General features: G+C 73.3%; 21 protein-coding genes and 1 tRNA gene. 11 read left to right on the forward strand and 11 right to left on the reverse strand.

Annotated features, from left to right (window positions below):
• Nucleotides 1-332: 332 nt before the first annotated feature.
• Nucleotides 333-2381 carry a DHA2 family efflux MFS transporter permease subunit gene (locus ACFV9M_RS00695; protein ID WP_385062137.1) on the reverse strand — a complete coding sequence of 683 codons (2049 nt, stop codon included), beginning with the start codon at nt 2379-2381 and terminating at the stop codon, nt 333-335.
• 726 nt (nt 2382-3107) lie between these two features.
• Between ACFV9M_RS00695 and ACFV9M_RS00700 the strand changes: the two genes are divergently transcribed.
• Nucleotides 3108-4172: a peptidoglycan-binding protein gene (locus tag ACFV9M_RS00700; RefSeq protein ID WP_385062262.1), complete on the forward strand. Its 1065-nt coding sequence runs from the start codon at nt 3108-3110 to the stop codon at nt 4170-4172.
• Nucleotides 4173-4218: 46 nt separating this feature from the next.
• On the opposite strand, the gene ACFV9M_RS00705 is transcribed toward ACFV9M_RS00700, so the two are convergent.
• Together ACFV9M_RS00705 and ACFV9M_RS00710 are read right to left on the reverse strand one after the other, a co-directional pair.
• Nucleotides 4219-4896, reverse strand: a complete 678-nt coding sequence (locus ACFV9M_RS00705; RefSeq protein WP_385062139.1) for an HAD-IA family hydrolase — start codon at nt 4894-4896, stop codon at nt 4219-4221.
• 321 nt (nt 4897-5217) lie between these two features.
• Complete coding sequence (locus tag ACFV9M_RS00710; protein WP_385062140.1) at nt 5218-5799, reverse strand: TMEM165/GDT1 family protein; 582 nt, start codon at nt 5797-5799, stop codon at nt 5218-5220.
• 422 nt (nt 5800-6221) lie between these two features.
• On the opposite strand from ACFV9M_RS00710, the gene ACFV9M_RS00715 reads away from it, so the two are divergent.
• The 5 genes from ACFV9M_RS00715 to ACFV9M_RS00735 all read left to right on the forward strand — a co-directional run bounded on the left by ACFV9M_RS00715 (nt 6222) and on the right by ACFV9M_RS00735 (nt 12562).
• Nucleotides 6222-6866, forward strand: coding sequence for an HNH endonuclease family protein (locus ACFV9M_RS00715; RefSeq protein WP_385062263.1), 645 nt, complete (start codon nt 6222-6224; stop codon nt 6864-6866).
• Between the two features lie 303 nt (nt 6867-7169).
• Complete coding sequence (locus ACFV9M_RS00720; protein ID WP_385062142.1) at nt 7170-8795, forward strand: alkaline phosphatase D family protein; 1626 nt, start codon at nt 7170-7172, stop codon at nt 8793-8795.
• 163 nt (nt 8796-8958) lie between these two features.
• The gene (locus ACFV9M_RS00725) at nt 8959-11055 is read left to right on the forward strand and encodes an FAD/NAD(P)-binding protein (protein ID WP_385062264.1); all 2097 of its coding nucleotides are present in this window, start codon (nt 8959-8961) and stop codon (nt 11053-11055) included.
• A gap of 101 nt (nt 11056-11156) precedes the next feature.
• Nucleotides 11157-11621, forward strand: coding sequence for a DoxX family protein (locus ACFV9M_RS00730; RefSeq protein WP_385062144.1), 465 nt, complete (start codon nt 11157-11159; stop codon nt 11619-11621).
• A gap of 329 nt (nt 11622-11950) precedes the next feature.
• Nucleotides 11951-12562, forward strand: coding sequence for a DedA family protein (locus ACFV9M_RS00735; protein ID WP_385062146.1), 612 nt, complete (start codon nt 11951-11953; stop codon nt 12560-12562).
• 105 nt (nt 12563-12667) lie between these two features.
• Here ACFV9M_RS00735 and ACFV9M_RS00740 read toward each other — a convergent pair whose 3' ends face one another.
• Nucleotides 12668-12913 (reverse strand): DUF2277 domain-containing protein, encoded by a 246-nt coding sequence (locus tag ACFV9M_RS00740; protein ID WP_385062147.1) that lies wholly within the window; start codon nt 12911-12913, stop codon nt 12668-12670.
• A 129-nt stretch (nt 12914-13042) separates the two neighbouring features.
• Nucleotides 13043-13468: a VOC family protein gene (locus ACFV9M_RS00745; protein WP_385062148.1), complete on the reverse strand. Its 426-nt coding sequence runs from the start codon at nt 13466-13468 to the stop codon at nt 13043-13045.
• Between the two features lie 105 nt (nt 13469-13573).
• Here ACFV9M_RS00745 and ACFV9M_RS00750 point away from each other — a divergent pair, with 105 nt between their 5' ends.
• Nucleotides 13574-13918 carry a hypothetical protein gene (locus ACFV9M_RS00750; protein WP_385062149.1) on the forward strand — a complete coding sequence of 115 codons (345 nt, stop codon included), beginning with the start codon at nt 13574-13576 and terminating at the stop codon, nt 13916-13918.
• A 139-nt stretch (nt 13919-14057) separates the two neighbouring features.
• On the opposite strand, the gene ACFV9M_RS00755 is transcribed toward ACFV9M_RS00750, so the two are convergent.
• Nucleotides 14058-14132 (reverse strand) — tRNA-Val (locus ACFV9M_RS00755).
• A gap of 182 nt (nt 14133-14314) precedes the next feature.
• On the opposite strand from ACFV9M_RS00755, the gene ACFV9M_RS00760 reads away from it, so the two are divergent.
• From ACFV9M_RS00760 to ACFV9M_RS00770, 3 genes are all read left to right on the forward strand, one after another.
• On the forward strand, nt 14315-15103 hold the full coding sequence (locus ACFV9M_RS00760; protein ID WP_385062150.1) for a DUF4097 family beta strand repeat-containing protein: 789 nt from the start codon (nt 14315-14317) through the stop codon (nt 15101-15103).
• 74 nt (nt 15104-15177) lie between these two features.
• Nucleotides 15178-16560: a hypothetical protein gene (locus tag ACFV9M_RS00765; RefSeq protein ID WP_385062151.1), complete on the forward strand. Its 1383-nt coding sequence runs from the start codon at nt 15178-15180 to the stop codon at nt 16558-16560.
• 156 nt (nt 16561-16716) lie between these two features.
• The gene (locus ACFV9M_RS00770; RefSeq protein ID WP_385062153.1) at nt 16717-17268 is read left to right on the forward strand and encodes a DUF4383 domain-containing protein; all 552 of its coding nucleotides are present in this window, start codon (nt 16717-16719) and stop codon (nt 17266-17268) included.
• A gap of 15 nt (nt 17269-17283) precedes the next feature.
• Here ACFV9M_RS00770 and ACFV9M_RS00775 read toward each other — a convergent pair whose 3' ends face one another.
• From ACFV9M_RS00775 to ACFV9M_RS00785, 3 genes are all read right to left on the reverse strand, one after another.
• Nucleotides 17284-18480, reverse strand: coding sequence for an amidase domain-containing protein (locus ACFV9M_RS00775; RefSeq protein WP_385062155.1), 1197 nt, complete (start codon nt 18478-18480; stop codon nt 17284-17286).
• A gap of 149 nt (nt 18481-18629) precedes the next feature.
• Nucleotides 18630-19916: a hypothetical protein gene (locus ACFV9M_RS00780; protein WP_385062156.1), complete on the reverse strand. Its 1287-nt coding sequence runs from the start codon at nt 19914-19916 to the stop codon at nt 18630-18632.
• A gap of 45 nt (nt 19917-19961) precedes the next feature.
• Nucleotides 19962-22163 (reverse strand): transglycosylase domain-containing protein, encoded by a 2202-nt coding sequence (locus ACFV9M_RS00785; protein WP_385062266.1) that lies wholly within the window; start codon nt 22161-22163, stop codon nt 19962-19964.
• A gap of 289 nt (nt 22164-22452) precedes the next feature.
• Here ACFV9M_RS00785 and ACFV9M_RS00790 point away from each other — a divergent pair, with 289 nt between their 5' ends.
• The gene (locus ACFV9M_RS00790) at nt 22453-22677 is read left to right on the forward strand and encodes a zinc ribbon domain-containing protein (RefSeq protein ID WP_385062157.1); all 225 of its coding nucleotides are present in this window, start codon (nt 22453-22455) and stop codon (nt 22675-22677) included.
• 296 nt (nt 22678-22973) lie between these two features.
• On the opposite strand, the gene ACFV9M_RS00795 is transcribed toward ACFV9M_RS00790, so the two are convergent.
• Nucleotides 22974-23783 (reverse strand): HAD family hydrolase, encoded by an 810-nt coding sequence (locus ACFV9M_RS00795; RefSeq protein ID WP_385062159.1) that lies wholly within the window; start codon nt 23781-23783, stop codon nt 22974-22976.
• Nucleotides 23783-26275, reverse strand: coding sequence for a phosphoribosyltransferase (locus ACFV9M_RS00800; protein WP_385062160.1), 2493 nt, complete (start codon nt 26273-26275; stop codon nt 23783-23785). Before ACFV9M_RS00800 ends, ACFV9M_RS00795 begins: the two co-directional genes overlap by 1 nt.
• Between the last annotated feature and the right edge of the window lie 33 nt (nt 26276-26308).

The following is a 26308-nucleotide window of genomic DNA, read 5'->3' on the forward strand; positions in this document are numbered from 1 at the left end:
CGCCCGCACGCCCCGCACACCCTCACGCCTGCACGCCCGCACGCCCGCACGCCCCGCACACCCTCACGCCTGCACGCCCGCACGCCCGCACGCCCGCACGCCCCGCACACCCTCACGCCTGCACGCCCGCACGCCCGCACGCCCCGCACACCCTCACGCCTGCACGCCTGCACGCCCGCACGCCCCGCACACCCTCACGCCTGCACGCCCGCACGCCCGCACGCCTGCACGCCCGCACGCCCCGCACACCCTCACGCCCCGCACACCTCCACACCCTCACGCCCTCACGCCCGCACGCCCGCACGCCCTCGCGCCCTCACACCCGCACGCCCTCACCCGAGCCGAATCACCGGCCGCATGTCGTGGGGCTGTTCGCGGTCCGAGCCGCACAGTTCCTCGTTCAGTTCCGTCACCAGGCGGGACAGGTCGGTGGGGCGGTCGGGGCCCCACCAGTCGCCGAGGAGCTCGGCCAGCGACTCCTCGCGGGCCCGGGAGAGGCGTCCGGCGACCTCGTGGCCCCGGGGGGTCAGCAGGAGGTCCAGGCCCTCACGCCGGGCGAGGCGGCGCTCCTCGATCTGGCGGGCGGCCTCCAGGACCGCGGGCAGCGGGACGTTGGTGCGCTCGGCGAGCATGCCGGGCTCGACACTGCCGTACCGCTTGATCCGCAGCAGCATCCAACTGGCGGCCGGGAGGAGGTCGTAGCCGGCCCGGGCGGTGATCCTCCGGTAGATCTCGCGGCGGCCCTCCCGGGTGCCGAGGACGGACAGCGCCCGGCACACCTCGTCGTACGACGACCGCTCGACGGGGTTGCTGGCGAGGGTCTCGGTGGCGTCCGGTGCGGTGACCGAGCCGCGCAGCCGGTCCTCCCGCAGGAACCAGGCGAGGACGAAGCCGAGGAAGGCGACGGGGGCGGCGTACAGGAAGACGTCCGTGATGGAGGACGCGTACGCGTCGAGGACCGGCGGGCGCAGGGCGGGCGGCAGGCCGCCGATGAGGCGCGGGTCGGCCTCCAGCGCGCCGGCCGAGACGCCGGGCGGCGGGTCGACGCCCCGGAAGGCGTCCGCGAGCTTGTCGCCGAGGCGGCCCGCGAAGACCGTGCCGAAGATCGCGACGCCGAAGGACGCGCCGATGGAGCGGAAGAAGGTCGCGCCGGAGGTGGCGACGCCCAGGTCCTCGTAGGACACCGCGTTCTGCACGATGAGGACCAGCACCTGCATCACCAGACCGAGGCCCGCGCCGAAGACGAGGAAGTACGCGCTCATCTCCGAGGTGGGGCTGTCCGCGTCGAGTTGGTGGAGGAGGAGCAGGCCGAGGGCCGTCACGGCGGTACCCAGGACCGGGAAGACCTTCCAGCGGCCGGTGCGGCTGACGATCTGCCCGGACACCGTCGACGACAGCAGCAGACCGGCCACCATGGGCAGCATGTGCACGCCGGACATGGTCGGCGAGACGCCGTGCACGACCTGGAGGAAGGTGGGCAGGTAGGTCATCGCGCCGAACATCGCGAAGCCGACGATGAAGCTGATGACCGCGGAGAGGGTGAAGGTCCGGACGCTGAACAGCTTCAGGGGCAGGACGGGTTCGGCCGCCTTCCGCTCCACGGCCACGAACGCGACGGCGAGCACGACGCCCAGCACGGCGAGGCCGACGGTCTGCGGCGATCCCCAGCCCCAGGTGGTGCCGCCGAGGGACGCCACGAGGACCAGGCAGGTGGCGACGGCGGCGATGAGGAACGTGCCGAGGTAGTCGATGACGTGCTTCGTCGCCCTGCGCGGGATGTGCAGGACGGCCGCGACGACGGCGAGCGCGACGACCCCGACGGGGAGGTTGACGTAGAAGACCCAGCGCCAGCTCAGATGCTGGGTGAACAGGCCGCCGAGGAGCGGGCCGAGGACGCTGGTGGCGCCGAATACGGCGCCGAACAGCCCCTGGTACCGGCCGCGTTCACGCGGCGGCACGAGGTCGCCGACGATCGCCATCGACAGCACCATCAACCCGCCGCCGCCCAGGCCCTGTACCGCCCGGAAGGCGATGAGCTGCGGCATGTCCTGCGCCGTTCCGCACAGCGCCGAACCCAGCAGGAAGATCACGATCGCGGTCTGGAACAGCCTCTTGCGCCCGTACTGGTCGCCCAGTTTCCCCCACAGCGGGGTCGCCGCCGTCGACGCCAGCAGGTACGCCGTGACCACCCAGGACAGGTGCTCCATGCCGCCGAGTTCGCTGACGATCGTGGGCAGCGCGGTGGACACGATCGTCTGGTCCAGGGCGGCCAGCAGCATGCCGAGCAGCAGCGCGCCGATGGAGACGAGGACGTTGCCGGAAACATGCTCCTCTCGCGGATCCCGTGGATCCCCGGTCCTGGCGTGCGCGTCCAAGGCCATGGATGCCTCCCGAGGCTCACGTGACACCTTCCATCGTGATCGGTGTGTCCCGTTATGGCCTCCCGAGTCCTTTCGGAACCGCCGGTTCCGGGGGTCGCGGGCGAGAACTTGTGTGGAGGATCTGCATAATCTCTGAAGTTCGCATGGGGAGGGAACGAACAGGTGGACGAACCGATGGGGCGGCGCGAGCGACCGCGGCCCGGCCAGCACGGGCTTCCGTGCCCGGAGTGCGGAACGCTCCGCGCGGCGGACAACACGCCCTCGTGCGGCTGCGCCCTGCGGGCGTCCGAGGCCCTGCGCGACACCCGCGAGGCGGAGGCGGCCGCGGCGGAGGACTTCGATCCGCTGCGCATACGGCCGTACGTCGAACTCGCGGAGAGCACGGAGGGTGCGGCCGGCCCAGAGGGCGCAGGCGGCACTGGCGGCGCAGGCAGCACTGGCAGCGCAGGCAGCACTGGCAGCGCAGGCAGCACTGAGGGCGCAGGCAGCACTGGGGGCCCGACGGCGGGCACCGGAAGCGTGACGGCGGGTGCCGGAAGCCTGACGGCGGGTGCCGGAAGCACGGCGAACGCGGCGACCGCGTCCGCGTGGGGCGGCGCGGACGCGGGGAGCGGGCCGGGCGGACGGAACGGGCAGGGCGGGGGCGGCGCGGACAGCGCGGGGACCGGCCGGGCTCCCGGGGCCGGCCAGGGCGCGGCGGAGGCGTCCACGCCGGCCGACGTGACCATGCCCCTGCCGCGGATCCCGGACGGGACCGTGCCGCAAGCGCGGGTGTCCGACGGGACCACGCCCGTGCCGCCGGTCTCCGACGCGACCAGGGTTCTCCCCTCCGTCGCCGACGCGACCGCGCCCCTGCCGTCGGCGTCCGACGCGACCAGGGCTCTCCCCTCGATCGCCGACCCGACCAGGGCTCTCCCTTCGGTCACCGACGCGACCGCGGCCCCGCCCACGACCTCCGACGCGACCGTGCCCGGGCCGTCCGCCTCCGAGGCGACGATGACCCTGCGGGCGGTGGACCCGGCCGGCCGCCGTGAGCCGTCGGCCGCGGCACTGCCCACGCCCCTCGCCCCGGCGGCCTCGGAGCCGAGCGCCACCGACCTGAGTCTGTTCGAGGCGGTGGACGCCGACGGGAACACCGCGTACGTCCCCGTCGACGACGAGCGGCCGCACGGGCGACGCCGGCGGACGCTGCTGGTCGCCTGTGCCGGTGCGGCCGTGGCCGTCGTGGCGGCGGCCGGGTTCGCGAGCGGGCTGTTCTCCTACGAGACGCCGAGCCGCGACGGCTCCGCCGCCGACGACGTACGGGCGGCCGTACCGGACACCTCGCGGAGCACGGCGGCCGCGTCGGCGCCGGCGAGCCGCTCCGCGTCCCCCTCGGCGTCCAGCGCCTCCCCGTCCCCGTCCGAGAGCGAGAGCTCCTCGCCGTCGCCGTCGGCCTCGAGCGCCTCGCCGTCCGCGTCCGAGACGGCCGAGCCGAGCCCGAGTACGCCGACCGCGGAGGCCACGGGCTCCCTGACCCCGGAGAGCGGCGCCGACGAGGGAGACGAGGCCGACAGCAGCCCCGCGGCCACCGTGCTGCAGCGCGGGGACCGGGGGCCCGAGGTCACCGAGCTCCAGCTGCGGCTGAGGCAGCTGTACCTCTACAACGACGACGTGAACGGCGTCTTCACCGGCAGGGTCGAGGAGGCGCTGCGGAACTTCCAGTGGGCGCGGGGGATCCAGGGGGAGGAACTGGGCGTGTACGGGGCGGCCACGCGGGCGAAGCTGGAGGCGGAGACCAAGGAGCCGTGAGGCCGGCCGCCGGGCCGGGTCTCAGCGCCGGACCCCGGTGACGGCCTCAGCCCCGGACCCCGGTGACGTGGATCCGGACACCCTCCGCGGCGACCTCGACCCGCACCCGGGTCAGGTCCCGCACCACCACGTCAGGCCGGTGCGCCACCGCCCGCGGCCCGACGCCGACGACCCGCATCCCGGCCGCCCGCCCGGCGGCGATCCCCGCCCCGGAGTCCTCGAACACCACGCACTCCGCCGGGTCGACGCCCAGCTCCGCCGCGCCCTTGAGGAAGCCCTCCGGGTGCGGCTTGCTGGCGCCCACCGACTCCGCGGTGATCAGGACCTCGGGCAGGGGGAGCCCCGCGGCGGCCATCCGGGCCGTGGACAGTGCGACGTCCGCCGAGGTCACCAGCGCGTGCGGAACGTCCCGCAGCGAGGCGAGGAACCCGGGCGCCCCGGGGACCGGTACCACGCCCTCCAGGTCGGCGGTCTCCTCCGCCAGCATCCGCGCGTTGTCCGCGAGGTTCCGCTCCATGGGCCGGCCGGGCAGCAGTACGGCCATCGACGCGTACCCCTGGCGGCCGTGCACGACCTTCATCACCTCGTCGCCGTCCAGACCGTGCCGTTCGGCCCAGCGCCGCCAGACGCGCTCGACGACGGCGTCCGAGTTCACGAGGGTGCCGTCCATGTCGAGGAGGAGGGCACGGGCGGTCAGGACGGTGGCGGACGCGGCGGCCGGCATCGGCGACTCCAGGCAGGGACGGGGGACGCTCAGGCCGGTCCCCCGGGGGAACAAGGCGGCCCCGCCCGCCGGTCAGGGAAAACGGGCGGGAGCCACTTTGTTTCCCTACGGTACAAAACAATACGGGCCTGACGCCACTCCCCCCGGGAAGCGTTCACTTTCCGTTCGCTCCCCCGCCCGCCGGCACACCGGCCGCCACGCCGTACGGGAGCCGGCCCGTGCCGTACGCGACAGGCACCACCCGACCCGCCCCAGCACCGTCACACGGCCCCGGGCGCCCGGGGCCGTGTACCCGGGGCCGGGCGCCCGGAACCCCCGGCCTCACCCCGCGACCGCCTCCCACAGGCTCCACACGCCGAGGCCCAGCATCAGCACGGCCGCGATCTGGGTGATCAGCTTCAGCGGCACCCGCTTCATCAGGGCCTTGCCGCCGACGATGCCGAGGCCGGCCACCGCCCACAGCGCCAGGACCGCACCGAGGCCGACGGAGAGCGGGTCGTCGTAGCGGGCGGCGAGGTTCGCCGTCATGATCTGGGTGAGGTCGCCGAACTCGGCGACCAGGATGAGCATGAAGCCCGCCCCGGAGACCTTCCAGAAGGACTGGTTCTCCGGCTTGCGGATCTCCTCCTCGCCCTCGTCCTTCTTCATCAGCAGCACCGCGGCGCCGCCCAGGAAGAGCACACCGGTCAGCGCGTGCACGATCTGCTGCGGGAGCAGGGTGAGCACGCTGCCGGCGGCCACGGCGAGGACGACGTGCAGCGTGAAGGCGGCGGCGACGCCGGCGAATACGTAGGAGGCGCGGTAGCGGGTGCCGAGGACGAGGCCGGCGAGGGCGGTCTTGTCCGGCAGTTCGGCGAGGAAGACGACGCCGAAGACGAGCGCCGTCACGGTCAGGCTGATCAAGGGTCCTCAATCGGTCGGGGCCGCCCCACCGAGAGTGCTGCTTCCTTCGCTCGAAGACGCCTCGGCACGGCAGCACACACGGCACCTGTGCCGTGGGACACAGGTGTGCACTGCTTGCCGAAGGTCTCGCTGGCCGGCCCGCTCACGGGTCTGCCTCCGGGCGCCGGCTCGGCTGTCCCGAGGGACGAGCTGAGCAGTGTGTCGACGGTCCGGCGAAGAGCTACTCCCCTTCTGCGCCGCCCATACTACGTGACTTTCAGGCCGGCCCGGCGGGCGTGAAAGTCATGTCACACACCTTGTCTTGTCATGTACGCGTCACTAGCTTCTTACCGCGCGCACATCCCCCCGCAACGCGGCGCCACGAGCATTCACTCGCTCGCACCCCAACGCCCCACACCCCCAAGGGAGTTCGCATGTCACGCATGTCGAAGGTCTACGCGCGTCGACGGGCCAGCATACTCGCGTCGCTCACCGGCCTCATAGCCTCCGTCGCGCTGTTCAACTCCCCCACCGCCTCCGCGGCCCTGCCGACCCCGGTCAGCGCCGCCACCGCCCGCACCTACCTCGCCTCGCTCACCGTGGCCACCGAGGACCGCACCGGCTACGACCGCGACCTCTTCCCGCACTGGATCACGCAGTCCGGCACCTGCAACACGCGCGAGGTCGTCCTGAAGCGGGACGGCACGAGCGTCGTCCAGGACTCCGCCTGTGCCGCCACCAGCGGCAGCTGGTACTCCCCCTACGACGGCGCCACCTGGACCGCCGCCTCCGACCTGGACATCGACCACCTCGTGCCGCTCGCCGAGGCCTGGGACTCCGGCGCCGACTCCTGGACCACCGCCCAGCGCCAGGCGTTCGCCAACGACCTGACCCGCCCGCAGCTCATCGCCGTCACCGACAACGTCAACCAGGCCAAGAGCGACCAGGACCCCGCCACCTGGATGCCGTCCGTCACGTCCTACCGCTGCACCTACGTCCGCGCCTGGGTCCAGGTGAAGTACTACTACGGCCTCTCGGTCGACTCGGCCGAGAAGAGCGCGCTGACGAGCTACCTCTCCGCCTGCTGATCCCGGCGGCCCCACCCGATTCCCGGCACCGGGCCGACCCGCCCGGTCCCCGCGCGACGCGGCCCGCGGGTCGCCGGCGGCCGACCGCGCGGTTCCCCGCGCCCCCTTCGGGGACGTGCACCGCACGCACCTCAGGGGCGCGGGGAACCGCGCGACAAGCCACGCACCGCCCGCACCCGGCGACGCACCGCACCGCACCCCTACGGAGTCCTTCCGGCGCCGTCCGGCCGGAATTCGGCGTCGGAACCTCGCCCGCGGCCGCCGTCGTTCCGTACCGTACGGAGCGACGGAGGAGGCGATCACGTGGCCGGACTACGGCTGGGACCCCTATTGAGGTACACCGACGGCTCGTCCGCGACCATCTGGGTCGAGGCGAGCCGTCCGTGCGTCGCCGAGGTGCGGTGCGCGGACGGCGCCGGCGGCACGGCCGGCACCTTCCAGGTGGCGGGGCACCACTACGCCCTGGTCCCGGTGACCGGGCTGACCCCGGGCACCGCGACCGCGTACGAGGTGCTCCTGGACGGCACCCCCGTGTGGCCGCCGCCCGACGCGCGCCAGCCGCCGTCCGTCATCCGCACCCCGGCCGGCGACGACGGGCTGCGCGTCGCCTTCGGCTCCTGCCGGTGGGCGGCGCCCCCGGCCGACGAGAAGGACCCCGTGGGCCCCGACGCCCTGGACAGTCTGGCCGCGCGCATCGCGGCCGACCCGGAGGGCGAGCGGCCCGACGTCCTGCTGCTGCTCGGTGACCAGGTGTACGCCGACGAGACCTCCGACGCGACCCAGCGGCGCCTGGCGACCCGCCGCGACGTGGCCGAGCCGCCGGGCGCCGAGGTCGCGGACTACGAGGAGTACACCTGGCTCTACTACGAGTCCTGGCTCGACCCCAACGTCCGCTGGCTGCTGTCCACCGTCCCCAGCTGCATGATCTTCGACGACCACGACGTCATCGACGACTGGAACACCTCCGCCGCCTGGCTCGCCGACATGCGGGCCACCCCCTGGTGGCGCGAGCGGATCCTGAGCGGCCTGATGTCGTACTGGGTCCACCAGCACATCGGCAACCTCTCCCCGGCCGAACTCGCCGCCGACCCGCTCTACACGACCGTACGGGACGCCCCCGACGGCACCGACGCCCTGCGCGACTTCGCCCACCGGGCGGACGACGACCCCGCCTCCGTGCGCTGGAGCTACCGGCGCGACTTCGGGCGCGTCCGGCTGCTGATGGTGGACAGCAGGGCGGCGCGCGTGCTGGAGGAGGGCGGGCGGGCGATGCTCGACCCGGGCGAGGCCACGTGGGTGCGCGAACAGGCCCTGGACGAGCCCGGCTCCTACGACCACCTCCTCGTCGGCTCCTCCCTCCCCTGGCTGCTGCCGCACCTGGTGCACGACGCCGAGGCGTGGAACGCGGCCCTGTGCCGGGGGGAGCGGGGCCCGCGGTGGGCGCGGTTCTCGGAGAAGGTGCGGCGGGCGGCCGACCTGGAGCACTGGGCCGCGTTCCCCACCTCCTTCACCGCGCTCGCCGAGCTGCTCGCCGCGGTCGGTTCGGGACCGCAGGCGCCGGCGAGCGTGCTCGTCCTGTCCGGGGACGTGCACCACGCGTACGTGGCCGAGCCGCGGTGGCGGGCGGCCGCGCCGGACGCGCGGGTGCTCCAGCTCACCTGCTCGCCCGTCCACAACTCCATCCCCCTGTCGATCCGGCTCGGTTTCCGCATCGGCTGGAGCGCCCCGGCCCGCGCCCTCGGACGCCGGCTCGCACGGCACGGGCGCTGCCCCCGGCCGGTCGTGGACTGGCGCAAGACCGGCGGGCCCTGGTTCGGCAACCAGCTCATGACCCTGACGCTGAACGGGCGTTCGGCCCGGCTGCGGCTGGAGCACGCGCGGGAGAAGGGCGGGCTGACAACCGTGGAGGAGTCCGACTTGACCTCCTGAGCGGGACAACCGGGGCCAGTGGGACGCGCGTTGGCTTCCGTGGCACCCGAGGGCATGATGAGGCGGACCGTCCGCTTCCCTGGGGCCCACCGGACCCCGCGGAGGCGTGCGACGGCTCGCTCCATTGCGCCCCACACGCCCGGGAGTCACCCCTTTGTCCTCAGTGAACGCGGTACCGGCGTCGCCCCTCGACACCCCGCGACCGGCGTCGGTCGCCGTGGCCCTGGTAGGTGCCGGGCCGCGCGGCACGAGTGTGCTGGAACGCCTCTGCGCCTCCGCCCCGGAACTGCTCCCGCCCGGGGTGCGGCTGACCGTCCACGTCGTCGACCCGGCCCCGCCCGGACCGGGCCGGGTGTGGCGTACGGCGCAGTCGCGGGAGCTGCTGATGAACACCGTGGCCTCCCAGGTGACGCTGTTCACCGACGACAGCGTGGACTGCGCGGGCCCCGTCCGGCCCGGCCCCAGCCTGCACGAGTGGGCGGCCGGCACCCTGGGCCCGGACGACTACCCGACCCGCGCCGACTACGGCCGCTACCTGGAGTGGGTGTTCGCGCGGACCGTCCGCCAGGCCCCGCCCGAGGTGCGGGTGGAGACGTACGCGGCCCGCGCGGTCCGGCTGGACGACGCCGCGGACGGCCGTCAGGCGCTCACCCTGGACGACGGCCGGATCGTGGGCGGGCTGGCCGCCGTGGTCCTCGCGCAGGGCCACCTTCCGGTCGTCGCCGACGCGGCCCAGCGGCGTCACGCCGCCCACGCCGACCGCCACGGCCTGCGCCACGTCCCGCCGGCCAACCCGGCCGACGTCGACCTCTCCGCCCTCGGCCCCGGCGAACCGGTGCTGCTGCGCGGACTGGGCCTGAACTTCTTCGACCACACGGCCCTGCTCACGACCGGGCGCGGCGGCCGCTTCGTCACCGCCGGCCGGGGGCTGCGCTACCTGCCCTCCGGCCGCGAGCCGCGCCTGTACGCCGGCTCCCGGCGGGGCGTGCCGTACCAGGCGCGCGGCGACAACGCCAAGGGCCCCTACGGCCGCCACGTCCCGCTCGTCCTCACCCCGGAGGTGGTCTCGGGCTTCCGCAAACGGGCGGACTCCGGTGACGCGCCCGACTTCCTGGCGGAGATATGGCCGCTGGTGGCGAAGGAGGTGGAGACGGTCTACTACTCGGCCCTCCTCGGGGACCCGGGCTTCACCGACCGCTTCTTGGCCGTCCCGCACGGCGACCGGCGGGAGGCCGCCGTCCTCGACGCGTTCGGCGTGGCGCGGGCCGACCGCTGGAGCTGGGAGCGGATCTCGCGGCCGTACGCGGGGCAGGAGTTCACGGACCCGGGGCGGTGGCGGGAGTGGCTGCTGGCGTATCTGCGGCGGGACGCGGAGGAGGCGGCGCGGGGCAATGTGCGCGGGCCGCTGAAGGCGGCCCTGGACGTGCTGCGCGACCTGCGCAACGAACTGCGGCTGGTCGTCGACCACGGAGGGCTCCCCGGCGCCTCCCGCCGGGACCATCTCGACCGCTGGTACACGCCGCTCAACGCCTTCCTCTCCATCGGCCCGCCCCGCCGCCGCATCGAGGAGCTGGCCGCGCTGGTGGAGGCCGGGGTGGTGGAGGTGCTGGGCCCCCGGCTGGAGGTGCGCGAGGAGGACGGGGCCTGGCGGGCGCACTCGCCGGACGTGCCGGGCTCGGCCGTCCGGGTGACCGCCCTCGTCGAGGCCCGGCTTCCGGAACCGGATCTGCGGCGCACCGCCGACGGCCTCCTGGCCCGGCTGCTGCGGACCGGCCGGTGCCGCCCGCACACGGTCGACGGATACGTCACCGGAGGGCTGGACGTGACACCGCGGCCGTACCACCTGATCGACCGTCACGGCACACCCCATGCGCGGCGGTTCGCGTTCGGCGTGCCCACGGAAGGGGTGCACTGGGTGACCGCGGCGGGCGCCCGCCCGGGTGTGGACTCGGTCACGCTGTCGGACGCGGACGCGGTGGCGAGAGCGGTCCTGCGCGCGGCGGGGGCGGAGGCGGAACCGGCGGGGGCGGGAACCGATCCGGTGGGGGCGGCAACCGACCCGGCGGGGGCGAGAACCGACCCGGTGGAGGCGAGAACCGACCCGGTCGAGGCGAGAACCTACCCGGTCGAGGCGAGAACCTACCCGGTCGAGGCGAGAACCTACCCGGTGGAGGCGGGAACCGATCCGGTGGAGGCGGGAACCGATCCGGTGGCGGGCGGTCGGCCATGGCCGAATGTTGAACTTGCAAGCATCGATTAGGTACGCCTAACGTGGGTCGCTCATTCGGTACCGCCGCCCCCACCGGCCGGCCCGCCCCCGGGACCGGCCGCCCGACCGACACCGAAGGAGCACCCCCCCACATGTCCGCTCGTCTCGACACCGCACGCCCGTACGCGATCGGCCTGTTCCGCATCGTCGTCGGCCTGCTCTTCGCCTGCCACGGCGCCGCCTCGCTCTTCGGCGTCCTCGGCGGCGCCTCCGGCACGAACGGCGGCACGGTCCACGCCGGCACCTGGCCGGGCTGGTACGCGGCCGTGATCCAGCTGGTCTGCGGCGGCCTGGTCCTCCTCGGCCTGGGCACCCGCGCCGCCGCGCTCGTCGCCTCGGGCTCCATGGCGTACGCCTACTTCACGGTCCACCAGCCCGGGGCGCTGTGGCCCATGGAGAACGGCGGCGAGGCCTCCGCGCTGTTCTGCTGGACCCTCCTGCTGCTGGTCTTCACCGGCTCGGGCGCGCTCGGCCTGGACCGGCTGTTCACCCGCCGGACGCGGCCGACGACGGAACTGCGGGAACCGGCCCCGCGAAAGGCCGCGGTCGGCGCCTGAGCCGCCCCGACGCACGAGCGGGCGCCCTCCGCACCACCACGGAGGGCGCCCCGCCCGCACCGGGAACGCCCCGCTCGGACCGGAAACGGCCCGCCCGCACCGTAAACGGCCGCTCGGACCGGAAACGGCCTTCCGGAGCACCCCGCCCCGCTCGAACGGCCCCCCGGCGATCGACCGGGTGAACGAACCGTGCCGAACACACGAGCCCCCGGTGAAACTCCTGTCCCACCCCCGGCGTACGCTGAATGGCTGTCATCGGCCGCACCTGCCGCTCCCCCGCGACATCGCGGCACGGTCGGGCCGCACGGGGGAGTCACGGGGAGTCTGCGGTGTTCGAAAGTGTGGGGGCGTTGATCGGCGCTCCATGGATCTACGCGCTGGTGGCCCTGTCGGTCCTCCTCGACGTGTTCCTGCCGGTGCTGCCGAGCGGGGTGCTCGTCATCACGGCGGCGACGGCGGCGGCCGCGGGCTCGGGGGCGGCGACCGGACTGGTCGCGCACGAGGTCCCGGACATCCTGGCGCTGATCCTGTGCGCGGCGACCGCCTCGGTCGTGGGCGACCTGGCCGCCTACCGTCTGGCCCGGCGCGGCGGCGCCCGCCTGGACCGCGCGATCTCCCGCTCCCGGCGGCTCACGACCGCGCAGGAACGTCTCGGCGGGGCCCTCGCCCGGGGCGGCGGCGCACTGGTCGTCCTGGCCCGCTTCGCCCCCGCCGGCCGCTCGGTCGTCTCGCTCATCGCGGGCGCCGCCCACCGCCGCGCCCGCGACTTCCTGCCCTGGTCCGCCCTGGCCGGCCTCTCCTGGGCCGCCTACAGCGCCGCCCTCGGCTACTTCGGCGCGCACTGGCTGGGCACGACCTGGCTGACCACGGGCGTGTCGCTGCTCGCGCTGTTCGCCGCGGGCGCGGGAGCGGCGTACCTGATGCGGCGCCAGCCCGCCTGAGCCCCGGTCCGGCCGGTCAGCCGTGGCGCAGGGGGCGCGCCCGTGGTCCGCGCGCCCGTGGTCCGCGCGCCCGTGGTCCGGGGGCGTCACACCGCCCGCCCGGACTCACGCCCCCGGCGCCACGGACCCGCGTCCCGCGGGCGCGCCCCGGACCTCCAGACCGCCCAGCAGCTCGGCGGTGGCCCCCGCGATCGCCTCCACCGCCTTGTCGAACACCTCCCGGTTGTGCGCGGCGGGCGCCCGGAAGCCGGACACCTTCCGCACGTACTGGAGGGCCGCGGCCCTGATCTCGTCCTCCGTGGCCTCCTCGGCCAGCGCGGGCGGGCGAAGTGTCTTGATGCTCCGGCACATGTCTCCAGTCTCCCCCGTGGCCCACGTCGGCGTACCGGCCGTCGGACGGTCCCGACGAGCACCCCGCACGGCCACCGCGGGGGCAGGGGTACGACGGCGGGGACCCGTCCGCCGGACCGCGCGCCCGGCTCAGACGACCGGCTCGCCGATGCCCAGCAGGTTCCCCTCGCTGTCGCGGAACCAGGCGGCGCGTTCCCCGCGCGCGCCCTTGCTCGGGTAGTGGCCGTCGATCGCGGCGATCCCGTCCCGCGTCCGGAACCCGGGCACGTCGACCTCCTCGAACGTCACCCCACGCCGTCTGAGTTCCGACACGACGGTCTCGACGTCGTCGACCTCCCACCCCATCTGCGTGAAGGTGCCGGGCGAGGCTCCCGTCGACGCGAACAGGGCGAACTCCGTGCCCCCGCACCGGTACAGCAGTCCGCCGGGCCGTTCGTCGACGGGCTCCAGACCGAGCCGCTCGGCGTAGAAGCGCCGCGCCCGGTCCAGATCCTGCGCCGGGAGCCTGGTCGCCACCCGCCCCCGGGCCAGAATGTTTCCTTTGTCCGCGTTCATGCCTCCACTGTGCCGCGCGCCATGCTCGATGGAGACCCCTGGCCGAACACATGAACCCGCCGAAGCGAGTCGCGACCCAAATTCGAACAGGCGTACCATTGCCGGGTGGCTACGACCTACGACTTTCCCAGCGACCTGCGCGCCGGTCAGGAGGAGCTGCATCAGGTCCGGGCCGAGCTGTCGGCCCTGCTGAAGCGGCTGCCCTGGTCGGTCGAGCCGTTGGACGGCTTCAGTGACGACGGCGGCTGGCGCAAGGTGGAGCGGTCCGCCTCCCCGGGCTGGACGGCCGACGAGCAGGCCGAGGTGGAGAAGCTCCGGCAGCGCGAGCACGAGCTCGCGGTGTTCGTGAGCGGGCACCGCTTCTGGGCGGAGGTCGCCGCGGGCGACCGGGTGGAGGCCCGTATGCGGCTCAAGCACGCGCACGAGATCCCGTCCGGGGAGGAGGGCTAGGGGAGGGCCTAGGGGCCGGCGAGGAGGGCTACGGGGCCGGCCGGGCGCCGGACCGCGCTCCTGCGCCCGCCAGCCCGCCCGCCCGTAAGGGACACGCGAAAGGGCCTCCGGAACTTCCCGGAGGCCCTCGCGCTTCGTCTGGTGGGCGCGGACGGTTTCGAACCGCCGACATCCTGCTTGTAAGGCAGGCGCTCTACCCCTGAGCTACGCACCCAGAACGAGTCGACAGCCTACCTTGCCCGGGGCACTGCCTCGCAAACCCGTATCGGGGGTTGTCCCCACCCCGGATACGGGAGCGCACCGGATCGTGCGGCGGACGGCCGCTGCCTACCGTCGAGGGCGTCGGGGAACAGCGGCGTCGACGCGGACCGCGCGGTCCGTCCAGGGGGAACCACCATGATCCGTACCACCGCGCCGGCACGCGCGGCGCGCGGGGCGCGCGCCGCCCTGGTCACCGGTGTCGTCGTGGCGCTCGCCGCGACCGCGACCGCCTGCGCCTCCGCCGGCGACGACGAGCACCCCGACCACCGGTCCTTCGCGCTGCGGGGCGACACCCTCACCGTCGACTCCGACGACTCGGCGCTGGAGATCGTCGCCTCGGACGCGCACCCGACGGGCACGGTCCGGGTCACCCGGTGGTTCGACGGGTCGGTCGCGATCGGCGACGGCCCGAAGGTGTCCTGGTCGATGAAGGACGACCGGCTGGTGCTGCGGGTGCGCTGCTCCGGCGTGATCGCCGACTGCGCGGCCGAGCACCGCGTCGAGGTGCCCCGGGGTGTCGCCGTCACGGTCGAGGAGGACGACGGCGGCGTCCGCGCGTCGGGCTTCCGGGACCCCCTGAGCATCCGCACGGCCGACGGCCCGGTGCGGGTCACCGACTCCACCGGCCCGCTGGACCTGCGCAGCGACGACGGTTCGGTGCGGGCCGAGGTCTCCTCCCGCCGGGTGAGCGCCCGCACCCGGGACGGCTCGGTCCGCCTCGACCTCGGTGCCGTACCGGACCGGGTGGAGACGGCCTCCGACGACGGGTCGGTGACGATCACGCTCCCCCGGGCGGCCTACCGCGTGACGGCGAGGACCGAGGACGGCGCGGTGGACGTCTCCGTGCCCCGGGACGACGCCGGCGCGCACGTGGTGTCCGCGCGGACCGAGGACGGCAAAGTCACGGTGCGGAACGCGAACTGACCGGCCCGTGTGTTCGTCTCTCACCGGTGGGACAATGACACCGGGCAGGGCCGACCACAGCACGGGAGAGGGATGTGACGGCGACACCAGCACAGCCGTACTCGCCGTCGGTGCCGCGCGCACGCCTCCGCGTGCTCGGGGACACCCTGACCCTCCTGGCCGCCCTGCCGCTCGTCACCGCCCTCGCGCTGCCCGCCGCGTTCGCCGGCGGCGGCACCCGGCGCTGGTTCGGCGGGCGGGCGGAGAGCCAGCGGGCCGAGGCGCAGGCCGCGAAGGACGCGGCGGCGGCCGCGTTCTACGAACTGGACACGGCACAACGGGACCTGCGGATCTCGATCGAGACGATCACGGCGGTCGACGCCTCGCCCGCCGCCCGGCGCGCGGTCGCCGACTTCGAGGGCATCGGCCGGCGCATCGACGAGGCCAGCCACCAGTACATCCAGGCCGTCGACGCCCACGACCTCGACCGGGACGACCTGGAGGCGTCGGCCGCCACCCGGGCCCGCGCCGAGCTGACCCGGGCCAAGGACGAACTGGACCGCGTGAAGCGGGAGCTGGACCGGTTCACCGAGGGGCTCGGGCCGCTGCTGGGCAAGGCCGAGACGCAACTGGCCCGGCTGGCGCCCGCCGTGGAGCGGGCCCGGCAGACGCTGCTGGCCGCGTCGAACGCGCTGGACGCCGCCCGGGGCACGGGGCTGCGGGCCGACGACCTCGCGGCCCGGCTCGCGGCGCTCGCGCCCGAGCTGACCAAGCTGAACCAGGGCGCCGGGCAGCACGGCGTGCCACAGACCCTGGAGCGGGCCGAGCGGGTCTCCCGGGAGGCCGAGGCGATCCGGTCGGAGGCCGGGCGGCTGCCGGAGCGGGCCGCGGAGACCGACCGCCGGCTGGTGTCGCTGCGCACCCGGGCGCAGGCGCTGACCACCCGGGCCGGGCAGGTCGAGCCGGTCCTCAGCGAGCTGCGCCGGCGCTTCACCGCGGCCTGCTGGCAGGACCTCCAGCACGTCCCCGAACAGGCCGCGGAGCACATACGGCAGGCCGAGGCGAAGCTGGCCGAGGCGCGAAGCGCGCGGGACGCGCAGCGCTGGGCGGACGCCACCGCGCTGCTGTCGACGGCGCGGGCGCTGCTGAACTCCACCGACGAGGCGGTGTCGGCCGCCGGGGACCGGCTGACCCGGCTGAACGCCGTGCAGAAGGACCCGCGGCAGGAGATCGAGCGGACCCGGTTCGCGATCCGGGACGCGCAGCGGCTGGCGATGGCGGGCCGCAGCACCCCCGACCCGCGGGACGCGCGCCCGCTGGACGAGTCCGTGGCACGCCTGGAGCGGGCGGTGGCCACGCTGGAGGGGCGCCACCCCGACTACTGGCACTTCCTGACGGAGACGGAGGCCGTGCGGCACACGGTGGCCGGTGTGGTGGCCCGCATCCGTGAGGAGCGGGGGGCGGCGGCCGGCCACTGAGCCGTGGCTGCCGTGGCTGCCGTTGCCGCCGCAGCGCCGCCTTGGCTGCCGTTGCCGCCGGAGCACGCCGGGCGGATATTGGGAAGGACGGCCGCGCGGTGTCCGTACGGGCCGCGGCGGCCGCCGTGGACACCTCATACCCTCAGGGAGGCGACGATGGCCACCCACGCGGTGCACGGCAGGCAGCGGAAGCGGATCGATTTCGACGAGCATCTTCCCGTCGACCACCGCCTGAACCGGGTCTACCGGATCGGCGCCGGGGTCATGGGCCTCGGACTGCTCGGCTTCGGCATCTTCGGGATCCTGGACCGGATCGGCTTCTTCGACACGGGCGGTGACACCGTCTGGGGCCTGAACACCAACGGCGCGCTCAGCTGGCTGTCGGTCGCCGTCGGGCTGCTGCTGCTCGTGGGCATGGTGATCGGAGGGAACTTCGCGTCGACGCTGAACATGGTCCTCGGCGTCCTGTTCATCCTCAGCGGCTTCCTGAACATGGCGCTGCTGGAGACGCCGTACAACTTCCTGGCCTTCGAGATCCAGAACTGCATGCTCAGCTTCGTGATCGGCATCCTGCTGCTGGTCTTCGGGATGTACGGCAGGGTTGGATCGGCCCTGCCGCACGACAACCCGTACTGGCGGGCCCGCCACCCCGACCTCGCGGAGCGGCGGGACGTTCACCAGGAGCGGCGCAAGGAGTTCCCCACCTGACCGGGTACGGCCCGGTCAGGTGCGGTAGGCGTAGTACGCGGCCGTGGGGTACGACGCGATGATGCTCGCCACCGACCTGCTGTAGGTGTTGGTGGAGTGGTACGTCACGTACGGCACGCCCTTGCTGCGGGACGTGACGATCATGGTGTGGTCCTTGGAGCCGTCCTTGTCGAAGTCGACCTGGAGCACGTCGCCGACGTCCAGCTGGTAGACGTTGGCGAGGCTGGTCGTCCGCTTCGAGTTCTGGGCGAACCAGGACCACTCGTTGACGCCGACGAACGAGTCCGACTGGATGTCGGCGTTGCCGAACCACTTGGTGTAGTCGTACACGTAGCCCGGGACGTGCTTCCAGCCGCCGGCCTTCAGGGCCTGGCTGACGAAGTTGGTGCAGTCGCCGCCGGCGCCCGCCCCGCTGAAGTCCGGGTAGGCGGTGTTGTAGGTCGACCAGTACTGCTTCGCGTACGCCGCCATCGCCTGGTAGTCCAGGCCGCTCGCGGTGAAGTTCTTCGCGTTGGCCGGGCCGGGGTACGTGGTCGACGCCTTGGGCGCCGACGGCGTGGTGGTCGCGGCCGTCGTCGCCGTCGGTGTCGCCGCGGTCATGGGCTCGACGGCCGGCTCGGCCGGCTGGTTCACCGCGAGGTAGCCCTCGTCGGTGTCGCGGACGGCGGTCAGCTGCCAGTCGCCGTTGCGGCCGGCGGTGAACGTCAGCTCGTGGTGGGCCTGGAAGCCGGTGGTGTTCGGCTCGTCGCCGCGGACCTTCTGGTAGGTGAGCGTCGTGGTCTCGGTGACCGCGACCTTCGCCTTGCGGCCCTTCACGCTCGTGGCGTCCAGGGTGACGGTGGTGCTGCCCTTGCTGTACTTCTCGCCCAGCTCGGCGAGCCGTTCCTTGCGCCGGTCCAGCGAGGACAGGGCCGCGTCCTCCTTGCGGGCCTGGCCCGAGGACATGCGTACGTCCCCGGAGAAGCCGTCGGTCAGCGGCTTCTCCCGGTTTCCCTGCCCGCCCGCGACCAGGGCGTCGGTGCGGTCGGTGAAGACCGCGTCCGCCAGCCGCTGGAAGGTGGCCTTGGTCTTGGCGTCCACCGTCGGGTCGTCGACGACGGAGGCGCCCGCGCTCCAGTTGGGCAGCAGTGCCACCCCGGCGACGACCGAGGTCGCCGCCGCCCCGAGTATCGCGGCGCGGCGCCGCGTACGGCTCAGTTTCCTTGACTTCACTGATGTTTCCCCTCTTGCCCCGGCGGAAGGGATGCCGGGGAGAGGGCATCTTCGCATGGTGCCCGCGGCCGTTGAGAAGAGGGATGTGCCCGCGGACCGTAGGACGTTACTGGAACGTCACCCCCCGGCCCGCGGCCCCCGCCCGGTGGTCACTGCACGACGGTCGACCAGTCCGGCGACTGCGCCGGGTCCAGGGTGCGCAGCCGCTCCAGCGTCTCGGGCGTCTGCACGTCCATCCAGTCCGCCAGCTCCTTGAAGGAGACGCACTTGACGTCCTTCTTGGTGCACACGTTCTCGATGACCTCGTCGACGGCGTTCATGTAGATGCCGCCGTTCCACTCCTCGAAGTGGTTGCCGATGAACAGCGGGGCCCGGCTGCCGTAGTAGACGCGGTCGAAGCCGGCCATGTAGGTGTCGGTGGTCTCCTGCTGCCACTGCGCGTACATGTCCGGGTCGCCGTCGGTCTCGCCCTCGGACTGGTTGTAGAGGAAGTTGAAGTCCATGGACAGGCCCTGGTAGTCGCCGTTCTCGTACGGCAGCATCTGGAGCGGGAAGTCCCAGATGCCGTTCTTCTTCGTCGGCCAGATCTGGAAGTCGCCGGCGGAACTGGCGTCGTAGCGCCAGCCGTAGCTCTTGGCGGCCTTCAGCAGGTTCGCCTGGCCCTCCAGGCAGGGGGCGCGGCCACCGGTGACCTCCTTCTCGAAGTCGAAGGGCAGCGGGTCCATGTCGGTGTAGCCGGTGTTGGTCTTCCAGTTCTCGACGAAGGAGTAGAACTGGTCGATCTCGCTCTTCCACTCCTCGACGCTCCAGTCGCCGCCGCCCTCCTCCCCGCAGAAGTGGCCGTTGAAGTGGGTGCCGATCTCGTTGCCCTCTTCCCACGCCTTGGCGAGGTCCTCGAGCGTGGTGCGGATGTGTTCGTCGGTGGGGAAGCTGATCGCCGCGGAGCCCTTGGGGTGCTGGGGCGGGCTGTAGAGGTCGGCCTTGCTCTTGGGCAGCAGGTAGATGCCGGTGAGGAAGAACGTCATGTGGGCGTCGTACTTCTTCGCCATCTCCCGGTAGTGCGTGAACAGCCCGTCGTCGCCGGCGAGCGCGCCGTCCCAGGAGAAGACGACGAACTGGGGCGGTTTCTCACCGGGCTTGAGCGGTTCGGCCTTCAGCTGGCCGTCCTGCGGGCCGGTGTACGAGGTGGAGCCGTCCCCCAGGACTTCGGTCTTGCCGTCCCATTCCGGCTCCTCGGACGCCGCCGCGGTCGTCTTCTTGTCCCCCGAGGACGCGGTCGGCGTGGTGTTGTCCGTGCGGTTGAGCACCAGGTAGCCCGCCGTCAGCGAGGCGACGACGAGGAACGCCGCCAGGGTCAGGAACCCCGGATGGAAGGCGGTGCTGCGGCTGCGGCGCGTTGCCCGGGCCTTGCGGCGGCGGCCCGACGGTGGCTTCATTGCGGCTCATTCTCCAGGCGGTTGGGGAGGTGGCCCGCTCGGTGGTCAGCCGAGCGGGTTCATGGCACCGGACCAGATGTCGTAGGGGACACTGTCGTCGCCGGTGCCCGCGATGCCCTTCAGCGGCAGTGGTTCGAGGCTCTCGGCCAGATCGATGCGGTAGACGACGACGGCCGTGGAGACGGACGTCGCGGTGCCCACGTACCAGGCGGCCGTGTCCTTCTCCGTGGTCCCGGCCTTGCCCGCCACCGCCGCGCCGGCCGACGCGGCGTCGGGGTGGGCGGTGCGGAAGGAGTCCGCGAGCGCGCTGTTGACCTCTTCGGCCACGTCGGCGCCGACCGCCCGGGTCGGGTCGGGCAGGTCCAGGCGGACCTTGGTGCCGTTGTGGGTGATCTGCCGCACCGAGTAGGGCTCGGTGTGCTTGCCGGCCGCAGCGAACGTGGAGTAGCCGCTGGCCATGCGGATGGCGCTGGGTGTGGAGCTGCCCATGGACAGTGCGGGGACCTGCGCGCCGATGCTGGAGGACAGCAGTCCGGACGCCTCGGCGGTGGCGCGCACCTTCTCCAGGCCGACGTCCATGCCGAGCTGCATGAACGGCGTGTTCACCGACAACGCCAGGGCCTGGTGCAGCGTGATGTCCCCGTACGACTTGTCGCCGTCGTTGCTGGCGGACACCTTGCGGCCGCTGCGGTCCCAGTACGGCCCCTCCGGTGTGGTCACGGGCACGTCGTCGTCGCCGTCGTAGACGGACTCCCCGGTGATCGGGGTCGCCTCTCCGTCGCGGCTCTTCTGGACGCCGTGCTCCAGTCCGGCGGCGTACACGAACGGCAGGAACGCCGTACCGGCGGGGACGGTGGTGGCGTTGGACTCGTTGTAGCCCTGCGTACGGTGGTCGGGGCCGCCGTACACGGCGAGGATCCGGCCGTCGTCGGCCACCGACGCGGCACCGTAGTGCGCGGTCTTCGCGGTCTTCGGGTCGTCCTTCAGCGCCTTCTTGCGGGCCTTGGTGACGGCGTCGGTGAGCTCGGTCTCCAGGTCCTTGTCGAAGGTCGTGTAGATCTGGTAGCCGCCGAGGTCGAAGTCCTTGTCGGAGATCTTCGCGGTCTTCTTCGCGTACTGCGAGGCCAGCTCGACCAGGTAGTCGCTCTGCTCACCGGTGTCGTACAGGGGGTTGCTCTTGAGCGGCTCCGGGAACTTCTTGTACGTGGCCCGCTCGGCCGCGGACAGCTTGCCGATGACGACCATGCGGTCGAGGGTCCAGGACCAGCGTTCGACTGCCCGGGCGCGGTTGGCGCTGCTCAGGGTCGGGTCGTACAGGCCGGCGCCCTTGAGGAGGGAGGCGAGGAAGGCGGCCTCGCTGGCGTTGAGCTTGCTGACGTCCTTGCCGTAGTAGGCCTGGGCGGCGCGCTGGATGCCGTAGGTGCCGCGGCCGAACCAGCTGGTGTTGAGGTAGCCCTCGAGGATCTCGTCCTTGCTCATCTGGTTGTCGAGCTTGAGGGCGATCATCGCTTCGGTGAACTTGCGGCTGACCGTCTGGTCCTGGTTCAGGTAGACGTTCTTGACGTACTGCTGGGTGATCGTGGAGCCGCCCTGGGTGTCGCCCTGGCCGATGGTGCGGATCAGGGCGCGGCTGATGCCCTTGAAGGAGATGCCGGGGTCGCTGTAGAAGCTCTCGTTCTCGGCGGCGAGGACCGCCCAGCGGACGTCCTCGGGTATGTCCTCCAGCGGCATCGCCTGCCGCTGCACCCAGCCGGTACGGGCCATGGGCGTCCCGTCGGCCCAGAAGTACACGTTGTCCTGCTGGGTGGCGTACGTGTTGAGGTCGTCGGGGATGTCGGTGGCCGCGTAGGCGACCACCAGGAAGAGGCTGCTGAGGCCTATGGAGGCCAGCGCGCCGCCCAGCCACTGCCGCCAGGAGGGCAGCCACCGGCGCCAGCCGGTGCGGCCCGGCCGCGGGTACTGCGGCCGTATCCGGCGGAGGTACGGCGTGACACGTGCGACCAGGGGGGCGAGGACCGCGGTCAGCGGGGCCAGCCGGGCGACCAGGGGGGCGAACAGGGGTGCCAAGCGGGTGCGGAAGGAAGGCTTCGGCGCCTTGCGCCGGCTTCCCGTCGTACGGGTTCTGCCCGTCGCGGCCGACTCGCCCGAAGAGTCGACTGCGCCCTCTTTGTCGGGTATGCCCTGCTCCGGTACCCGCAGTTGCATGGTCTCGTCCGCCTTGAAAGGCGTCGGAACCTTCAACTGCATGGTGGCGTCCGGCTCCTGGGGCTCCTCCCCCTGCCCCGCCTGGGTCACGATGTGTCTCCCTCCGCACTGACGTATTGCTCGCGTAGGCAGACGTACAGACGAACGAGGGTCCGACATGGTTGCCGTTGACGCGGCTGCAAACCCTGAATCCCCCCGACCTCGCGGTTCTCGCGGCGCTCTCAAATTACCAGCGCTCTTCGCAAACTCTCCACATAAGAAATCGACAGAAGCGAACACCATCGAAACGGACGGGCCCACATCGTCGCAAAGGCGGATTAACCTGTGAGGCATGCCTCGCTACGAGTACCGCTGCCGGACCTGCGGCGACACCTTCGAACTGAGCCGTCCCATGGCCGAGTCCTCCGCCCCCGCCGACTGCCCCGCCGGTCACGGCGACACGGTCAAACTGCTGTCCACAGTAGCTGTGGGCGGCACCGTTTCCGCCCCCGCCCCCACGCCGGGCGGCGGAGGCGGGGGCGGAGGGGGCTGCTGCGGCGGGGGCTGCTGCGGCTGACGGCACACCACCCGAGAACCCCGGACCGGCGGCCGACGGCGGCCGGTCCGGGGACACTTTTCGGCCGGGCACCTCGTCCGGGTCGCATTGCCCGGGTCGCATTGCCCGGGTCACTTCGCCCAGGTCGCTGCCGCCGGGTCGGTGCAACTGAGGTCCGGGCGGCGGGACCGGCGGGACCGGCGGCGCCCTCGGGCACGGCACCCCGTCGGTGGCGGCGCCGGAGACGCCCGTCGGCCCTCAGCCGGTGCCCCGGCCGGGGGCCGGACCGGAGGCCGGGCCAGGGGCCGGGCCAGGGGCTACCTTCCGCGGGCCTCCTTCAGGAACTCGCGCAGGATGCGCTCCCCCGCCAGGACGCCCCGTTCGGGCAGTGCCGTGATCTGGGGTGCCGTCCAGGCCGCGTCGGCGAGTTCGCCGTGGCCGGGGCGCCAGCCCCGGTCGGCCGCCAGCAGGAGGTCGGCGTCGAGGAGGGAGTCGCCCGCCGCCAGCGTGAGGTCGGCGCCCGTGCGGCGGGCCACCTCGCGCACGGCCGCGCTCTTGGTGAGCGGCTTCGGCACGGCGTAGAGCTTGCGGCCCTGCACGGACACCGTCCAGCCGCGGTTCTCCGCCCAGACCGCCAGCTCCTTCACCCACTCCTCGGGCAGCAGCTCGCGCTCCACCACGAGGTAGGCGAACAGGTCCTCGGCGATGCGCTGCTTGCGCAGCCAGAGCGGATCCGAGCAGGCCGCGAGGTGCGCCTGCACCTCCGCGAGCGGCGCGCACTCGTCGGCCAGCCGCGCGGTCACGGACGTGTGCCAGTCGTGGTCGGACACGCCGTCGACCAGCAGATGGCCGCCGTTCGCGCAGATCGCGTACTTCGGCGCGGGACCCGGCAGGTTGATGCGCTGGTACTGCTTGCGCGTCCGGGTGGTCGTCGGGACGAACACCGCCGCGTCCCCGAGGTCGGTGAGCAGCCCCGCCGCCGTCTCCGTCAGGTACGACAGCGGCCGGCTCTCGTGCACCTCCACGCACAGCAGCCGGGGCGCCCGGGCGTCCGGCATGGTCAGCGCGAGGGCCGCCTCGGAGTAGATGAGCGTCCGGTCGAGATCGCTCGCCACCAGGACCGGCATCAGACCGCCACCGCCTTGCCGTCGGCGCCCGTCGCACCCCGCGTGTAGCGCGGGTGGATCAGCCCCACACAGGTGTACGGCAGCTCCCCGACCTCCTCCACCGGTACCCCTCTCTGCCCGGCCAGCAGCCGGACGTGGTCCAGATCGGCGCCCGCCCCGGCCCGCGCCAGGATCTTCCACGGCACCCGGCGCAGCAGCACCCGGGTGGTCTCGCCGACGCCCGGCTTGACGAGGTTCACGTCATGGATGCCGTACTCCTCGCTGATGCGCTCCACTGCCGCCCAGCCTTCCCAGGTCGGCGTGCGGTCACTCGCGAGGAGTTCCTTCACCGCGACGTCCACCGCGTCCCCGACCTCCGGGAACCGGGCGGAGACGGCGTCCAGGAAGACGCCCGAGACGTCCGCGCCGATGAGTTCGCGGTAGAACTTCGCGCCGTGGAAGTCGTCCGGCCCGACCAGGTCGGCGCGCAGCACGGTCCGCGATATCAGGCCCGAGACCGTGGAGTTGAGGCAGGCGGAGGGGATGAGGAAGTCGTCGCGGGTGCCGTACGTGCGCACGCAGGAGCCCGGGTCGGCCAGCACCGCGATCTCCGGGCTGAAGCCGGCGGCGCCGCCCGCGGCCTCGAACTCCTCGATCGCGGCGGCCAGTTCGCGGGTGATCGCGCCCTTGCCGGTCCAGCCGTCGACGAAGACCACGTCGCGCGGGTCGTGGTGGGCGGCCAGCCAGCGCAGCGCGTTGGCGTCGATGCCGCGGCCGCGCACGATGGAGACCGCGTAGTGCGGCAGGTCGAGTCCGTGCCGGTACAGGGCCCAGCGGCGCATGAGCACGCCGACCGGGGTGCCGGCGCGGGCGAGGGAGACCAGGACCGGGCGGGGCACCGAGGTCTCCCCGCCGGCCGGGGGCCGGGAGCGGGCGAGCTCCGCGATCACGGTCTCGGTGACCACGCCGACCGCCTGCGCGATCCGCGCCGCGGACGTCTCCAGCGCCGCGTGGAACAGCTCCTGGTACTGCTCACTGGGCTGGTACTCCACCGGCAGCGACTCCGCGTAGTGCGCCCCGCCGCTCTGGATGGCCTCCTCGCGCTCCTCGGTCGGCGCCTCCAGCGTCACCTCGGAGAGGTCCTGGAGCAGCCAGCCGACCTCCTCCGGCGCGTACGAGGAGAAGGCGGGACCACGGAGGGGCTCGGGCAGCATGGCGGTTCCTTCTCCAGGCAGGGCGTCGGCGTACAGCGGCTCGGGGACGTACGAGGGGACGACCGCGAGGACGACGTGCGGGGTGTGGGCGGCGAGCCGGGACAGCAGGCCCCCGGGGGCGTGCAGGTGCGGGGTGTCGGCTATGGAGTCGACGACGGCGACGACGGCGTCGAAACCGCCGCCGGCGACGTTGTAGGCGTAGCGCTCGCCGGGGCCGTCGGCCGGGTCGTCGTGCGCGGGGAAGACGATGCGGCTGCGGATCGCGTATCCCGGGTCGTCGACCGCGAGGACGGGCGAGCGGGTGGTCGTGGAGTAGCGCACCTCGGCCGCCACGGCCTGTTCCAGCTCCCGCGCCAGCCGCAACGGCGCGTACATCAGCTCCTCGAAGCCCAGCACCAGCACCCGCCGGGCGCCGGCGGGCAGCGCCTGCGCGATCCGGGCGGCCATCGCGGGCAGCGCGGCCTCCAGCCGGGCGCGGTGTGCGGGGGTGAACCCGTGGCGGCCGCCGTCGGGCAGTCCGCGCGGCCAGCCGAGGTCGACCCGGACGCACCGGCCGTACGGCTCGGCGGCCGCGGCCTGCGGGCTCTCGTGCCGGGCGACCAGTTCCTGCCCCTTCTCCAGGACGCCGTCCGGGAGGGTCACGGTGCCGGAGGCGGCCGCCACCAGGTCCACCCGGGCACCGATCTCGCGGGCGAAGTCCCGCAGCCGGCTCGCGTCGGCCGGGGAGCGCATGTCGACCAGGGCGACGACGACGTACCGCCGCCGCGGGTAGCGCTCGTGCAGGTCGCGGATGGTGTTCAGGACGGTGTTGCCGGTGGAGAACTCGTCGTCGACCAGGACCAGCGGGCCGTCGCCGACCAGCAGGGCCGGGTCCTCCGGGAGGAGCAGGTGGGACGTGGCGTGCGAGTGGGACTCCTCGAAGCCGCCGGCCCGGGCGACGCCGGGCACCGGGCGGCGGGTGGAGTGCAGGCAGGGGGCCGTGCCGAGGCCGTCGGCGACGGAGTGGCCGAGGCCGGTGGCGGTCTCCGCGTACCCCAGGACGACCGCCCCGGCGGCCTCCTCGCCCAGCAGGTCGCGCACCCGGCGGCCCAGGTCGAAGCCGTGGCCGTACACCACGGACGGCGACTGCGGGACGTGCTTGCCCAGCACGTTGGAGACGAGCAGATGCGCCCGCCGGGGGTTGCGGCGCAGCGCCAGCCCCAGCAGCTCCGTCAGCTCGTCGTCACCCGTGAGCCGGATCCCGAGCCGCTCGGCGACCCAGTTCCCGGACCAGACCCCGTTGTTCATTGCGTTGTTCATGCGTCCCTATGTCGTGAGGCGATGGCGTCGGGC

This window comes from Streptomyces sp. NPDC059895, assembly GCF_042731035.1.
Lineage (GTDB): Bacteria > Actinomycetota > Actinomycetes > Streptomycetales > Streptomycetaceae > Streptomyces.